The sequence below is a fragment of the Cupriavidus pauculus genome (assembly GCF_008693385.1).
In the GTDB taxonomy this organism is placed as follows: Bacteria; Pseudomonadota; Gammaproteobacteria; order Burkholderiales; family Burkholderiaceae; genus Cupriavidus; species Cupriavidus pauculus_D.
In genome coordinates this window covers 2,734,267-2,748,092 of sequence record NZ_CP044065.1, presented here as the reverse complement: position 1 = coordinate 2,748,092, position 13,826 = coordinate 2,734,267, and the positions used below count along the sequence as shown (strand labels likewise).

Genomic DNA, 13,826 nt, shown 5'->3' with positions numbered 1-13,826 from the left:
CTATGTCCTCCATGCGTACTCACTACTGCGGTCTGGTGACCGAACAACTGACGGGCCAGGAAGTGGCCCTCACTGGCTGGGTGCAGCGCCGCCGCGACCATGGCGGCGTGATCTTCATCGACCTTCGCGACCGCGAGGGCCTGGTGCAGGTGGTGTGCGATCCGGACCGCCCCGAGATGTTCAAGGTGGCCGAGGAAATCCGCAACGAGTTCTGCATCCGCGTGACCGGCAAGGTGCGTCCGCGCCCGGCCGGCACCGAGAACGCGAACCTGACCTCGGGCAAGATCGAAGTGCTGTGCCACGAGCTGAGCGTGCTGAACCCGTCGGTCACGCCGCCGTTCCAGCTCGACGACGACAACCTGTCGGAAACCACGCGCCTCACGCACCGCGTGCTGGACCTGCGCCGTCCGCAGATGCAGTACAACCTGCGCCTGCGCTACAAGGTGGCGATGGAAGTGCGCAAGTATCTGGACGCGCAGGGCTTCATCGACATCGAGACGCCGATGCTCGGCAAGAGCACGCCCGAAGGCGCGCGCGACTACCTCGTGCCGTCCCGCGTGAACCCGGGCCACTTCTTCGCGCTGCCGCAGTCGCCGCAGATCTTCAAGCAGATGCTGATGGTCTCGGGCTTCGACCGTTACTACCAGATCACCAAGTGCTTCCGCGACGAGGACCTGCGCGCCGACCGCCAGCCCGAATTCACGCAGATCGACTGCGAAACGTCGTTCCTCACCGAGCAGGAGATTCGCGACCTGTTCGAGGACATGATGCGCACGGTGTTCAAGAACGCGATCGACGTTGACCTCGACGCGACCTTCCCGGTCATGGAGTTCCGCGAGGCGATGGCCCGCTTCGGTTCGGACAAGCCCGACCTGCGCGTGAAGCTCGAATTCACCGAGCTGACCGACGTGATGAAGGACGTGGACTTCAAGGTGTTCTCGGGTCCGGCCAACAGCGACAGCGGCCGCGTGGTCGGCCTGCGCGTGCCGGGCGGCGGCGCGATTTCGCGCGGCGAGATCGACGCGTACACGCAGTTCGTGGGCATCTACGGTGCCAAGGGCCTCGCCTGGATCAAGGTGAACGAAGTGGCCAAGGGCCGTGACGGCCTGCAGTCGCCGATCGTCAAGAACCTGCACGACGCCGCGATCGCCGAGATCCTCAAGCGCACGGAAGCGAAGGATGGCGACATCATCTTCTTCGGCGCGGACAAGGCCAAGATCGTCAACGACTCGATCGGCGCGCTGCGCCTGAAGATCGGCCATTCGGAATTCGGCAAGAGCACGGGCCTGTTCGAGGACGTGTGGAAGCCGCTGTGGGTGATCGACTTCCCGATGTTCGAGTACGACGAGGAAGACGCGCGCTGGGTGGCCATGCACCACCCGTTCACGAGCCCGAAGGACGAGCACCTGCAGTATCTGGAAACGGATCCGGGCAAGTGCATCGCCAAGGCCTACGACATGGTGTTGAACGGCTGGGAAATGGGCGGCGGCTCGGTGCGGATCTATCGCGAGGACGTGCAGAGCAAGGTGTTCCGCGCGCTCAAGATCAACGAGGAAGAAGCGCGTGCCAAGTTCGGCTACCTGCTCGATGCGCTGCAATATGGCGCACCGCCGCACGGTGGCCTGGCCTTCGGCCTGGACCGCATCGTGACGATGATGGCCGGCGCCGATTCCATCCGCGACGTGATCGCCTTCCCGAAGACGCAGCGTGCCCAGGATCTGCTGACGCAGGCCCCGAGCAGCGTCGACGAGAAGCAACTGCGCGAACTCCATATCCGCCTGCGCACGCAGGAGCCGAAGACGGCCTGACGTCTTCCGCGAAACCACAAAAAAGCCGCGTCTCCACGCGGCTTTTTTGTTGCCCCCACAACAATGCGTTTCCATTTGTTACGTTCCGGAACGATGGGGCCGGGAACAATGTCTTCCGAAGGAAGCGCGCGATGCCGGTCCACGACGAAGACCGCCGCGACGCGGGAGGACATAGTCGTGAACCTTGATGTCGAACAGATCCGCCAGTTCCTGCTGGCGCATGCGGAAACGATCCTGACCTGGCTCGTGGCCGGCCTGCTGATGATGCTGCTGGCGCGCTTCGAGCTGCGCCGCGCGGTGCGGCGCTCCGCGCAGGCCATGTCGGAATCCGTGGCGACCACGGTGGCCGCCTGCGTGCCGGAGATCGCGCACGCGGCCCAGTCGGCGCGGCCGCTGGCCGATGCCGAGACCGGTACGCCGGAGGGGACGCCTGTTGCAACGCAGCGCGCCGACGCGCTGCGCAAGCTCGCGCTCGATACCGTCGCCACCGTGATGGCGCGCGGACGCTGGCTCGAGGACATGGGCAACCTGCGGGTGCCCGAGGATGCGCTGATGAGCGGCCGCGGCGCGGGCGGTGCGGATCCGCTGCTGGTCGTGGCACCGCAGCCGTTGGTGCAGGCGTACCTGACCGCCCAGCGCATATTCGAGGATGAAGCCTCGCGCCTGCAGACCCACCGCCGCGAGGCGTTGCGGCTGCAGGACGCGGCACAGGCGCTCGTGGCCGAGGCCGCGCACGTGGAGCGCGAGACGGGCAGCATCGTCATGCGTTTCGAGCAGGTCAACGCGCAGGGCGTGCAGGGCGCGGACGCTGGCGATTACCAGCGTTTCCTGATCCAGAAGTACAACGCGCTCGGCCTTCGCGAGAAGGAGATCGGCGAGGAACGCGCCGCGATCGAGGCGCAGATGCGGGAAAGCGCGGACGCGCTGGCCGCGCACGCACACGTGGCCGCCCAGCGCTACACGCAGTGCCTCGCGCCGCTGATGCAGCAGCTGCGCGCGTCGTGGGGCCATGGGGATTCGCCCGAAGTGTTCGACACGTGGCTCCACAATGCGCCGCAGTCGGGTGGGGAGCCCCGGCAGCCCGCCGTGGCGCCGGAGCCCGTCGCGGGTAGGACAACGGAGCCCACTTCTCACAGCGCTGTCTGATACCGACCGCGGATGGCTGCGTTATGCTTGGGTCTGTTCCGCATTCCGCCTCCATGCCCTACAAGATTCCCGAATCGGTGCTGGTCGTCATTTATACGCCAGACCTCCAAGTGCTGTTGATCGAGCGTGCCGACCGGCCCGGCTTCTGGCAGTCGGTAACCGGCAGCCTCGATGCCACGGACGAGCCGCTGGCGCTCACGGCCGCGCGCGAAGTCGCCGAGGAAACCGGCATTATTGCCAGTGAGCACACGCTTACAGACTGGCATCACACGATCGACTACGAAATCTATCCGCAGTGGCGTCACCGCTATGCGCCCGGCGTCGTCCGCAATACCGAGCACTGGTTCGGTCTTTGCGTGCCGTATCCGGTGCCGGTGACGCTCGCGCCGCGCGAGCATACGCGCCATGAATGGCTGCATTGGGAGGCCGCGGCCGAGCGATGTTTTTCGCGCAGCAATGCCGAAGCCGTGCGCCAGCTCGCGTGGCGCGTGGCCGGCGTGCCCGCCGCGGGCCCCCAGCCCATACCCGGAGTGGCATGATGAAGTTGCGCGTGGTCACCTACAACATCCACAAGGGCGTGACCGGCTTTTCGGGCAAACCGCGCATCCAGAGCGTCCGCACGGGCCTGCAGTCGATGGATGCGGACATCGTGTTCCTGCAGGAAGTGCAGGACCGCAACGATCGGCTGATCGCGGCGGAGCTGTTCGACCCCGACCACACGCAGCTCAACTACCTCGCCACCGACGCCTATCCGCATTCGGTCTATGGCCGCAACGCGGTGTACGACCATGGGCATCACGGCAACGCGATCCTGTCGCGCCATCCGATCCTGATGTCGGAGAACCTCGACGTCTCCGACCATCGCTTCGAGCAGCGCGGGCTGCTGCACGCGGTCGCCGATATCAATGGCATCGAGGCGCATCTGATCTGCGTGCATTTCGGCCTCTTCGCGCGCAGCCGCGTGCGGCAGGCCAAGGCGCTGGTCGAGCGCGTGCGCAGCGTGGTGCCGGCCGATGCGCCGCTCGTCATCGCGGGCGATTTCAACGACTGGAACCATCGCCTCGACGCGCAGATCTGCAACACGCTGAACTGCATGGAGTCCGCGCAGGCCAAGACCGGACGCCTGCATACGTTTCCGAGCCATATGCCGTGGTGGCAGCTGGACCGCATCTACGTGCGCGGATTCGACATCGAGCGTTCGCTGGCGCTGACGGGCCGCGACTGGGCGCAGCGGTCCGACCATGTGCCGCTCGTCGCCGAACTCGCGCGGCGCGTGGCCATTCCCGAGGCCTAGCGGTTACCGGTAGTCGCGGATCCAGCGGAAGACGGCGTCGACGTCGTTGAGGTCGAGAATCGGCAGCGGCGTGCGCGCGCGGACATGATCGGGGTCGTCGGTGGCCACGGCCACCACGCCCGGCACCTCTCCCCACAGCGGCACGTTGCCCGTGGCCGGACGGAAGACCTCGAGCTTCGGGAAGTCGCTCCACTTGTAGCCTTCCACGAGCACGAGGTCGGTCCCGGCCGGCAGCACGGCCAGCGCCTCGGCGATCTCGGGCGAGGCGCGCTCGGCCGGATAGTTGCGCATCAGCGTCAGGTGGCGCGCGCCGACCAGCACCACGTTCTCGCAGCCCGATGCGCGCATGCGCCAGGAATCCTTGCCCGGCGTGTCGGGATCGAAGCCGTGGTGGGTGTGCTTGATGCCGGCCACGCGCATGCCCGCCGTGACGAAGCGCGGAATCAGCTGTTCCAGCAGCGTCGTCTTGCCGCTGCCCGATGTGCCGGCGATACCGAAGACCTTCACGATCCGTTCCCAATCAAGCGTCAGAATGAACCGGACGATAGCAGAGAAGGCGCACCGATGTGCTTGTCGCGCCGGTTCGCCGATAATCGAGGCATGTCACGGATATTCGATCGCGCGGATACTGCACCGCACCATCCCGACCAGGCGCCGTCGCGCCCCTACCGTCCACTCGAGCGCCGCGCGGGGGTGCTGCGATGGGCCGCCCGCAGCGGCCGCACGGTGCCCGGCAACCGCGTCGATCTGCTGCGCAACGGCGAGGCCTTCTTTCCCGCGTTGATCGAGGCGATCGACGCGGCCACCGCGAGCGTGGTCGTGGAGACGTATATCTATGCCGACGACGATGTCGGCGCGGCCGTGGGCGATGCCCTGATCCGCGCGGCCGGCCGGGGCCTGGACGTGCGGCTCGTGGTCGATGGCTTCGGCGCCGGCGACCTGCCCGCGGCGCTCGCGGCGCGCCTGCGCGAGGGCGGCGTCCAGCTCGAGATCTACCGGCCGATGCGCGGCTTCCGGCTGGCCCGGCGCCATCTGCGCCGGCTCCATCGCAAGATCGCGGTGATCGATGCGCAGTTGCCCGATTCGGTCGGGTTTGTCGGCGGTATCAATATCATCAGCGACCATAACCACGGTCCGCTCGATCTGCCCGAACTCGGTCCGCGTTACGACTTCACCGTGCGCGTACGTGGGCCGCTGGTCACGCAGATCGCGCTGGCGGCGGCGCGGCTGTGGTTTCGCATCGCGCAGCGCCACGGCATGCGGGACGCCGCGCGCGCGCTGCAGGAGATGGAGGCGCTGACGGCCGCCGCCGATGGTCCGCCGCGCGACATGCAGCCCGACGGCGTGCCCGCGGCGTTGCTGTTGCGCGACAACCTGCGCAATCGCCGCACGATCGAACGCGAGTACCTGTACGCGCTCGGTGCCGCGCGCCACGACGTGATCATCGCCAATGCGTACTTCCTGCCCGGCCACAAGATGCGCCGCGCGCTGCTGGCATGCCGCAAGCGCGGCGTGCGCGTGCGGCTGCTGCTGCAGGGGGTGGTCGAGTACCGGCTCCAGCATTACGCCACGCACGCGCTGTATGCCACGCTGCTCGCGGCCGGCGTGGAGATCTACGAGTACGAGGCGAGCTTCCTGCACGCGAAGGTGGCCGTCGTCGACGAAAGCTGGGCCACAGTCGGGTCGAGCAACATGGACCCCTTCAGCCTCCTGCTCGCGCGCGAGGCCAACGTGTCGGTGTACGACCGCGCCTTTGCCACCGATCTGCGCGCGCACCTCGAGCGCGCCATGGCGCAGCGGAGTGCGCGCATCGCGCCGGAAGTCCATGCGCGGCTGCCGCGCGTGCGGCGTTTTGCCAACTGGGCCGCGTATTTCGTCCTGCGTCTGGGCGTCGTGATCGCGGGCGTGACGGGGCGCTACTGATTGCCCGCCGTTTAGAAACCAAGGTCTAATTAAGTACTTGATGCCGACGCGGCTCGCCCGAATAATCTGAACGACCGTTCTTTTTTGGCTTAGACTGCGCTAGATCAAAGCCATCCACTGAACGGAGAGAGAAATCATGCGCCACCAGTCAGTTCGTCTTGAATCCGCCGCCGCTGCACCCGCGCCCTTGCGCAAGGGTGAGATGACGCGTGTGGCGATTCTCGATGCGGCACTGGAACTGTCGTCGCGCGACGGGCTCGAGGGGTTGACCATCGGGCTGCTCGCCGAACGCATGCAGATGAGCAAGAGCGGCGTGTTCGCGCATTTCGGTTCGCGCGAGGACCTGCAGGTGGAAGTGGTGCGCGAGTACCACCGCCGTTTCGAGCAGGAGGTGTTCTACCCTTCCTTGCAGGAGCCGCGCGGATTGCCGCGCCTGTGGTCGATGGTGCGCCGCTGGATGGAGAAGCGCATCCAGGAAGTGACCACGGGCTGCATCTACATCAGCGGGGCCGTCGAATACGACGACCGTGCGGAAAGCCCGGTTCGCGACGAACTCGTCAGGAGCGTCACGATCTGGCGTGCCGCGCTGCTGCGTGCGATCGACCAGGCGAAGGAAGAAGGCCATCTGCGCGCGGATTGCGATCCGCGCCTGATGCTGTTCGAAATGTATAGCCTCGAACTGGGGCTGCATCACGATGCCCGCTTCCTGCGCCTGCCCGACAGTGCCGAACTTGCCATGGTTGCGCTCAACAAGCTGATTCAGTCCTACCGTACCTGAAGTCGTCCGGTGCAACGGGCTCCGCGTCGCGCGGAGCCGGCGGCGGGCGGCATCGTGAACCTCCAAGGAGTCTTTGATGGGCCAGTACACCGCACCGTTGCGCGACATGCAGTTCGTGCTCCATGAACTGCTCGGCGTGGAAGCCGAACTCAAGGCGATGCCGCGCCACGCGGACGTCGACGCGGACACCATCAACCAGGTCATCGAGGAAGCCGGCAAGTTCTGCGCCGACGTCGTGTTCCCGCTCAACCAGAGCGGCGACCGCGAAGGCTGCACCTACGTCGGCGACGGCGTGGTGCGCGCGCCCAAGGGCTTCCGCGAGGCCTATCGGCAGTACATCGAAGCCGGATGGCCGGCGCTCGCATGCGATCCCGAGTTCGGCGGCCAGGGCCTGCCGATCGTCGTCAACAACGCGCTGTACGAGATGCTGAACTCGGCCAGCCAGGCGTGGACGATGTACCCGGGGCTGTCGCATGGCGCCTACGAGGCGCTGCACGCGCACGGCACCCCCGAGCTCAAGCAGACGTACCTGCCCAAGCTGGTCTCGGGCGAATGGACCGGCACGATGTGCCTGACCGAGCCGCACTGCGGCACGGACCTCGGCATCCTGCGCTCGAAGGCCGAGCCGCAGGCCGACGGCTCCTATCGCATCACGGGCACCAAGATCTTTATCTCCGCGGGCGAGCATGACCTTGCGGACAACATCATTCACCTCGTGCTCGCGCGCCTGCCGGACGCGCCGCAGGGCACCAAGGGCATCTCGCTGTTCGTGGTGCCGAAGTTCGTGCCGGACGCGAGCGGCAATCCCGGCGAGCGCAACGGCATCCAGTGCGGCGCCATCGAGCACAAGATGGGCATCCACGGCAACGCGACGTGCGTGATGAACCTGGACGGCGCGCAGGGCTGGATGGTCGGCGAGCCGAACAAGGGCCTCAACGCGATGTTCGTGATGATGAACGCCGCACGCCTCGGCGTGGGCGCGCAGGGCCTTGGCCTGACCGAGGTCGCGTACCAGAACTCGCTGGCCTACGCGAAGGATCGCCTGCAGATGCGTTCGCTGACGGGCGTAAAGGCACCGGACAAGGCGGCCGACCCGATCATCGTGCATCCCGACGTGCGCCGCATGCTGCTGACGCAGAAGGCCTACGCCGAAGGCGGCCGCGCGTTCGCGTACTGGACCGCGCTGCAGATCGACCGCGAGCTGTCGCATCCGGACGAGTCGGTGCGCAAGCAATCGGCCGACCTCGTCGCGCTGCTCACGCCCGTGATCAAGGCCTTTCTGACCGACAACGCATTCACCTCGACCAACGAGGGCATGCAGGTATTCGGCGGCCACGGCTATATCGCCGAGTGGGGCATGGAGCAGTACGTGCGCGATGCGCGGATCAACATGATCTACGAAGGCACGAACACGATCCAGGCGCTCGACCTGCTGGGCCGCAAGATCCTCGGCGACATGGGCGCCAAGCTCAAGGCCTTCGGCAAGGAAGTGCAGGCGTTCGTCGAGCAGGAAGGCACGAACGAGGCGATGCAGGAGTTCGTCAACCCGCTGGCCGACCTTGGCGACAAGGTGCAGAAGCTCACGATGGAAATCGGCATGAAGGCGATGGGCAATGCCGATGAAGTCGGCGCTGCCGCGGTGCCGTATCTCCGCGTGGTGGGCCACCTCGTGTTCTCGTATTTCTGGGCGCGCATGGCCAAGATCGCGCTGGAGAAGCAGGGCAGCGGCGACAAGTTCTACACGTCCAAGCTGGCTACCGCGCGCTTCTACTTCGCGAAGCTGCAGCCCGAGACCGCCGCCGAGATCCGCAAGGCCCGCGCCGGCGCGGCCACGCTGATGGCACTCGACGCCGACCTGTTCTGATCGTTCCGGGGGCGCTCGCCCCCGAACCCTCTCATCAACGCTCACCGAATACTGGAGCGCGCATGTCCAATTTCATCGTCAAGAAGGTCGCCGTGCTGGGCGCCGGCGTCATGGGCGCGCAGATCGCCGCGCACCTCGTCAACGCGCGCGTGCCCGTGGTGCTGTTCGACCTGCCGGCCAAGGAAGGTCCCAAGAACGGTATCGCGCTGCGTGCGATCGAGAACCTCAAGAAGCTGTCGCCGGCGCCGCTCGGCATCAAGGACGAAGCCGGCCTGATCCGCCCCGCCAATTACGAGGACGATATCGCGCTGCTCAAGGAGTGCGACCTCGTGATCGAGGCCATTGCCGAGCGCATGGACTGGAAGCACGACCTGTACAGGAAGGTCGCGCCGTACATTGCACCGGGCGCGATCTTCGCGACCAATTCGTCGGGCCTGTCGATCGGCGCGCTGGCCGATGGCCTCGGTGACGATACCGGCCTCAAGTCCCGCTTCTGCGGCGTGCACTTCTTCAACCCGCCGCGCTACATGCATCTGGTGGAGCTGATTCCCACCGCGAGCACGCAGCCCGAGATCCTCGACCGCCTGGAGGCGTTCCTGACGACCACGCTCGGCAAGGGCGTGGTGCGCGCGAAGGACACACCGAACTTCATCGCGAACCGCGTGGGTATTTTCTCGATCCTCGCGGTGTTCGCCGAGGCCGAGAAGTACGGCATTCCGTTCGACGTGGTCGATGACCTGACCGGTTCGAAGCTCGGCCGCGCGAAGTCGGCGACGTTCCGCACGGCCGACGTGGTGGGCCTCGACACGATGGCGCACGTCATCAAGACGATGCAGGACAACCTGCGCGACGACCCGTTCGCGCCCGTGTACCAGACGCCGGCCGTGCTCAAGGGCCTCGTCGATGCGGGCGCGCTCGGCCAGAAGACCGGCGCGGGCTTCTACCGGAAGGAAGGCAAGGCCATCAAGGTCCTGGACGCGAAGACCGGCCAGTATGTCGAGTCGGGGAAGAAGGCCGACGAGATCGTCGCGCGCATCCTCAAGAAGGAGCCCGGCGAGCGCATCAAGCTGCTGCGCGAATCGACCAATCCGCAGGCGCAGTTCCTCTGGGCCGTGTTCCGCGACGTGTTCCAGTACATCGCCGTGTATCTCGACCAGATCGCGGGTTCGGCCGCGGACGTGGACCTCGCCATTCGCTGGGGCTTCGGCTGGAATACCGGTCCGTTCGAGGACTGGCAGGCGGCCGGCTGGAAGCAGGTGGCCGAATGGGTGAAGGAAGACATCGACGGCGGCAAGGCGCTGGCCAATGCCGCGCTGCCCGCGTGGGTGTTCAGCGGTCCCGTGGCCGAGGCGCAGGGCGTGCACACGCCGAACGGTTCGTGGTCGCCGGCGACGAACGCGTTCGTCGCGCGCCCGCGGCTGCCCGTGTATGCACGGCAGGCGTTCCGCGCGTCGCTGCGCGGCACCGACGCCGCCGACCCGCGCAAGGCGGGCAAGACCGTCGAAGAGAACGACGCGGTGCGCATCTGGACCAGCGATGGTGCCGATGACGTGCTGATCGTCTCCTACAAGAGCAAGATGAACACGATGGGCCCCGACGTCATCGACGGCCTCACGCGCGCCATCGACCTCGCCGAAGCGGGCTACAAGGGCCTCGTGATCTGGCAGCCGACGTCGCTGCAGCTCGGCAATCCGGGCGGCCCGTTCTCCGCGGGCGCGAACCTCGAAGCCGCGATGCCGGCCTTCATGATGGGCGGCGCCAAGGGCATCGAGCCGTTCGTAAAGAAGTTCCAGGACGGCATGATGCGCGTCAAGTACGCGGCGGTGCCCGTGGTAACGGCCGTGTCGGGCATCGCGCTCGGCGGCGGTTGCGAACTGATGCTGCACGCCGCGCGGCGCGTGGTGGCGATGGAATCGTATATCGGCCTCGTCGAAGTCGGCGTGGGCCTCGTGCCCGCGGGCGGCGGCCTCAAGGAGGCCGTGCTGGCGGCCGCGCGCGCGGCCGATGCGGCCGGCAGCACGAACTACCTGAACTTCATCACTGGCCGGTTTCAGGCCGCCGCGATGGCCAGGGTGTCCACGTCGGCGCTCGACGCGCGCAAGATCGGCTACGTGCAGGCGACAGACCCGATCGTGTTCAACGTGCACGAACTGCTGCACGTGGCGCAGAGCGAGGTGCGCGCGCTGGCCGAGGCTGGCTATCGTTCGCCGCTGCCGGGCGCGCTCGTGCCGGTGGCCGGGCGTTCCGGTATCGCGACCATCCAGGCTTCGCTCGTCAACATGCGCGACGGCAACTTCATCTCCGCGCACGACTATCTGATCGCGAGCCGTATCGCCGAGGTGGTGTGCGGCGGCGACGTGGAAGCCGGCTCGCTGGTCAGCGAGGACTGGCTGCTCGCGCTCGAGCGCAAGGCATTCGTCGACCTGCTCGGCACCGGCAAGACGCAGGAACGCATCATGGGCATGCTGCAGACCGGCAAGCCGGTGCGTAACTAACAGGCAAGCGAGGAACCGACATCATGAAACAACTGCAAGACGCTTACATCGTCGCGGCCACCCGCTCGCCGATCGGCAAGGCGCCCAAGGGCGCGTTCAAGAACACGCGCCCCGACGATCTGCTCGCTACCGTGCTGAAGGCCGCCGTGGCGCAGGTGCCGTCGCTGGACCCGGCGCTGATCGAAGACGCGATTGTCGGCTGCGCGATTCCCGAGGCGCAGCAGGGCCTCAACGTCGCGCGTATCGGCGCGCTGCTGTCGGGCCTGCCGAACACCGTCGGCGGCATCACCGTGAACCGCTTCTGCGCATCGGGCCTGTCCGCCGTGGCGATGGCGGCCGACCGTATTCGCGTGGGCGAGTCCGACGTGATGATCGCGGCGGGCACCGAGTCGATGAGCATGGTGCCGATGATGGGCAACTCGCCGTCGATGTCGCCGTCGATCTTCCTGCGCGACGAGAACGTGGGCATCGCGTACGGCATGGGCCTGACGGCCGAGAAGGTGGCGAACCAGTGGAAGGTCAGCCGCGAGGACCAGGATGCGTTCGCGCTCGCCTCGCACCAGAAGGCGATGGCCGCGCAGCAGGCCGGCGAGTTCGCCGACGAGATCACGCCGATCGAGATCGTCGAGAAGTTTCCGGATCTGGCTTCGGGTCAGGTCAGCGTCAAGACGCGCACGCTCGCGCTCGACGAAGGTCCGCGTCCCGATACGTCGATGGAAGGCCTCGGCAAGCTGCGTGCCGTCTTCGCGAACAAGGGCAGCGTGACCGCCGGCAACAGCTCGCAGACGTCCGATGGCGCGGGCGCGCTGATCCTGGTCTCGGAGAAGATCCTCAAGCAGTTCAACCTCGTGCCGCTCGCGCGCTTCGTGTCGTTCGCAGTGCGCGGCGTGCCGCCGGAGATCATGGGCATCGGCCCGAAGGTGGCGATTCCCGCGGCGCTGAAGGCGGCGGGGCTGTCGCAGGACCAGATCGACTGGATCGAACTCAACGAGGCATTCGCCGCGCAGTCGCTGGCCGTGATCCGCGACCTGGAACTCGACGCGTCGAAGGTCAACCGCATGGGCGGCGCGATCGCGCTGGGCCATCCGCTCGGCGCGACGGGCGCGATCCGCTCGGCGACCGTCGTGCACGCGCTGCGCCGCCACAACCTCAAGTACGGCATGGTGACCATGTGCGTCGGCACGGGCATGGGCGCCGCGGGTATCTTCGAACGCGTTTGAGAGGGGAGCCACCATGAGCATCGCCACACGGATCGACAACGGGATTCTGACCCTCACCTTCGATCGCCTCGACCGGAAGAACGCGATCACGGCGGCGATGTACCAGACGCTGGCCGATGCCTTGCGGTCGGCCGAGGCGGACAGCGCGGTGCGCGTGATCGTCATCGAGGGCAAGCCGGAGATCTTTACGGCCGGCAACGACCTCGAAGATTTCATGAAGCGCCCGCCCACGTCCGGCGAGGGCGGGGCACCGGCGCCGGTGTTCCAGTTCCTGCATGCGATCGCCGAGGCGGGCAAACCGGTGGTCGCTTCGGTAAGCGGGGCGGCGGTCGGCATCGGCACGACGCTGCTGCTGCACTGCGATCTCGTCTATGCCTCGGATACCGCCAAGCTCACGCTGCCGTTCACGCAGCTGGGGTTATGCCCGGAGGCGGCGTCGAGCCTGCTGCTGCCGCGGCTGGTCGGTTATCAGCGTGCCGCCGAGAAACTGTTGCTGGGCGAGCCGTTCAGCGCGCAGGAAGCGTTCGAGATCGGACTCGTGACGAAGGTGCTGCCCGTGGCGGAACTCGATGCGCACGTGCGGCGGCAGGCGGCCAAGCTCGCCGCGCTGCCGGCATCGTCGCTGCGCGAGACCAAGCGGCTGATGAAGGGTGGCGAGGCCGCGGCGGTGAAGCGCCAGATGGCCGAAGAGGCCGGCGTGTTTGCCCGCATGCTGGCGGCACCGGAGGCGAAGGAGGCCTTTACGGCGTTCTTCGAGAAGCGCAAACCGGATTTCTCGAAGTTCCAGTAACGGAGGCCGGGGGACAGGCAAGCAGGGTATGGGGGCGCAAGCCCCCATTTTCATACCGGCAATTCGCGCGGCAGCCGGTTCTCGTCGGTCGCCACATAGGTGAGCGTGGCTTCGGTGACCTTGACGATCGCATTGCTGTGGCGCATGCGTTGCGCATAGACCTCGACGGACACCGTGATCGAGGTGCGGCCCGTCTTCACGATATCGGCATAGAAACTCACGAGGTCGCCGACAAATACCGGGTTCTTGAACAGGAACGAGTTCACCGCGACGGTGGCCACGCGGCCCTGCGCGCGCTCCACGGCCGGAATCGACCCGGCGATATCGACCTGCGCCATGATCCAGCCTCCGAAAACATCGCCATGCACGTTGGCGTCGGCGGGCATCGGGACCACGCGCAAGGCGGGGTTCTTGCCTTCGGGGAGGGTGGACAGGGGAGCGAGCTGGGTCATGAGGCGGTGTTGAAGATACGGATGAAGGGATCGGTGAAGGGACCGATGAAGGTTCG

12 protein-coding genes are annotated in these 13,826 nt (G+C 66.7%); 10 read left to right on the top strand and 2 right to left on the bottom strand.

The features are described 5' to 3' along the window. The first annotated feature begins 2 nt into the window (after window positions 1-2). The 4 genes from aspS to FOB72_RS12590 all read left to right on the top strand — a co-directional run bounded on the left by aspS (window position 3) and on the right by FOB72_RS12590 (window position 4,248). Complete coding sequence (aspS, locus tag FOB72_RS12605) at window positions 3-1,808, top strand: aspartate--tRNA ligase (RefSeq protein ID WP_150372823.1); 1,806 nt, start codon at window positions 3-5, stop codon at window positions 1,806-1,808. Between the two features lie 177 nt (window positions 1,809-1,985). Next, window positions 1,986-2,954 (top strand): hypothetical protein, encoded by a 969-nt coding sequence (locus FOB72_RS12600; RefSeq protein WP_223851323.1) that lies wholly within the window; start codon window positions 1,986-1,988, stop codon window positions 2,952-2,954. A gap of 53 nt (window positions 2,955-3,007) precedes the next feature. Further along, the gene (gene nudB / locus FOB72_RS12595; protein WP_150372822.1) at window positions 3,008-3,493 is read left to right on the top strand and encodes a dihydroneopterin triphosphate diphosphatase; all 486 of its coding nucleotides are present in this window, start codon (window positions 3,008-3,010) and stop codon (window positions 3,491-3,493) included. Next, complete coding sequence (locus tag FOB72_RS12590) at window positions 3,490-4,248, top strand: endonuclease/exonuclease/phosphatase family protein (protein ID WP_191002148.1); 759 nt, start codon at window positions 3,490-3,492, stop codon at window positions 4,246-4,248. The genes nudB and FOB72_RS12590 overlap by 4 nt, the downstream gene beginning before the upstream one ends. A 3-nt stretch (window positions 4,249-4,251) precedes the next feature. Here the strand turns inward: FOB72_RS12590 and mobB are convergent, their stop codons facing one another. Next, window positions 4,252-4,755, bottom strand: a complete 504-nt coding sequence (gene mobB / locus FOB72_RS12585) for a molybdopterin-guanine dinucleotide biosynthesis protein B (protein ID WP_150372821.1) — start codon at window positions 4,753-4,755, stop codon at window positions 4,252-4,254. 93 nt (window positions 4,756-4,848) lie between these two features. Between mobB and clsB the strand changes: the two genes are divergently transcribed. The 6 genes from clsB to FOB72_RS12555 all read left to right on the top strand — a co-directional run bounded on the left by clsB (window position 4,849) and on the right by FOB72_RS12555 (window position 13,318). Beyond that, window positions 4,849-6,171, top strand: a complete 1,323-nt coding sequence (gene clsB, locus FOB72_RS12580) for a cardiolipin synthase ClsB (protein WP_223851322.1) — start codon at window positions 4,849-4,851, stop codon at window positions 6,169-6,171. 187 nt (window positions 6,172-6,358) lie between these two features. Continuing rightward, window positions 6,359-6,949, top strand: a complete 591-nt coding sequence (locus tag FOB72_RS12575; RefSeq protein ID WP_109582102.1) for a TetR/AcrR family transcriptional regulator — start codon at window positions 6,359-6,361, stop codon at window positions 6,947-6,949. Window positions 6,950-7,025: 76 nt separating this feature from the next. Beyond that, a complete protein-coding gene (locus FOB72_RS12570; RefSeq protein ID WP_150372819.1) occupies window positions 7,026-8,813 on the top strand; it encodes an acyl-CoA dehydrogenase C-terminal domain-containing protein in 1,788 nt (595 codons plus the stop codon). Between the two features lie 62 nt (window positions 8,814-8,875). Beyond that, a complete protein-coding gene (locus FOB72_RS12565; RefSeq protein ID WP_150372818.1) occupies window positions 8,876-11,308 on the top strand; it encodes a 3-hydroxyacyl-CoA dehydrogenase/enoyl-CoA hydratase family protein in 2,433 nt (810 codons plus the stop codon). A 20-nt stretch (window positions 11,309-11,328) separates the two neighbouring features. Next, entirely contained in the window at window positions 11,329-12,528 is a 1,200-nt protein-coding gene (locus tag FOB72_RS12560; protein ID WP_150372817.1) for an acetyl-CoA C-acyltransferase, read from the top strand. Window positions 12,529-12,541: 13 nt separating this feature from the next. Continuing rightward, the gene (locus FOB72_RS12555) at window positions 12,542-13,318 is read left to right on the top strand and encodes an enoyl-CoA hydratase (RefSeq protein WP_150372816.1); all 777 of its coding nucleotides are present in this window, start codon (window positions 12,542-12,544) and stop codon (window positions 13,316-13,318) included. A gap of 50 nt (window positions 13,319-13,368) precedes the next feature. Here FOB72_RS12555 and FOB72_RS12550 read toward each other — a convergent pair whose 3' ends face one another. Then, window positions 13,369-13,770, bottom strand: coding sequence for an acyl-CoA thioesterase (locus FOB72_RS12550; protein WP_150372815.1), 402 nt, complete (start codon window positions 13,768-13,770; stop codon window positions 13,369-13,371). Between the last annotated feature and the right edge of the window lie 56 nt (window positions 13,771-13,826).

Excerpts from the sequence above, each read along its gene's own strand:
- aspS (WP_150372823.1), top strand. The coding sequence starts at position 3 with ATGTCCTCCATGCGTACTCACTACTGCGGTCTGGTGACCGAACAACTG.
- FOB72_RS12565 (WP_150372818.1), top strand. The coding sequence starts at position 8,876 with ATGTCCAATTTCATCGTCAAGAAGGTCGCCGTGCTGGGCGCCGGCGTC.
- FOB72_RS12570 (WP_150372819.1), top strand. The coding sequence starts at position 7,026 with ATGGGCCAGTACACCGCACCGTTGCGCGACATGCAGTTCGTGCTCCAT.
- nudB (WP_150372822.1), top strand. The coding sequence starts at position 3,008 with ATGCCCTACAAGATTCCCGAATCGGTGCTGGTCGTCATTTATACGCCA.
- FOB72_RS12590 (WP_191002148.1), top strand. The coding sequence starts at position 3,490 with ATGATGAAGTTGCGCGTGGTCACCTACAACATCCACAAGGGCGTGACC.
- FOB72_RS12555 (WP_150372816.1), top strand. The coding sequence starts at position 12,542 with ATGAGCATCGCCACACGGATCGACAACGGGATTCTGACCCTCACCTTC.
- FOB72_RS12550 (WP_150372815.1), bottom strand. The coding sequence starts at position 13,770 with ATGACCCAGCTCGCTCCCCTGTCCACCCTCCCCGAAGGCAAGAACCCC.
- clsB (WP_223851322.1), top strand. The coding sequence starts at position 4,849 with ATGTCACGGATATTCGATCGCGCGGATACTGCACCGCACCATCCCGAC.